Source organism: Rhodoplanes roseus (assembly GCF_003258865.1).
Classification (GTDB): Bacteria; Pseudomonadota; Alphaproteobacteria; order Rhizobiales; family Xanthobacteraceae; genus Rhodoplanes; species Rhodoplanes roseus.
The window spans coordinates 1-278 of record NZ_NPEX01000791.1; the positions used below are offsets into that span (position 1 = coordinate 1).

The following is a 278-nucleotide window of genomic DNA, read 5'->3' on the forward strand; positions in this document are numbered from 1 at the left end:
TGTCATGGCGCGGCAGGCCATTCTCCTGGCGATCGGCGCCGTTATTCTGCTTTATGCCCTCGGTTTCGGACTGGTGACGCTGCATATCTGGCTCTCCAGCCTGTGGGGTTCGCTTGTGTCCGCGGGCGTGATCGGCGCCGTGCTCCTCGTCATCGGGCTTATCGTCATACTTCTGGCCTTGAGGCCTCACCGCGAGCAGGCACGTTCGGTCGAACAGCCTCTCAGCGAGATGAGCGCCACCGCGCACGACACCTATGACCGGATGCAGCGCTCGCTTC

At 62.9% G+C, this 278-nt stretch carries 1 protein-coding gene; it reads left to right on the top strand.

Annotation, left to right across the window (positions count from 1 at the left end):
- Positions 1-278: phage holin family protein (locus CH341_RS32425; RefSeq protein WP_170149913.1), on the top strand; the 278-nt coding region annotated here is incomplete at both ends.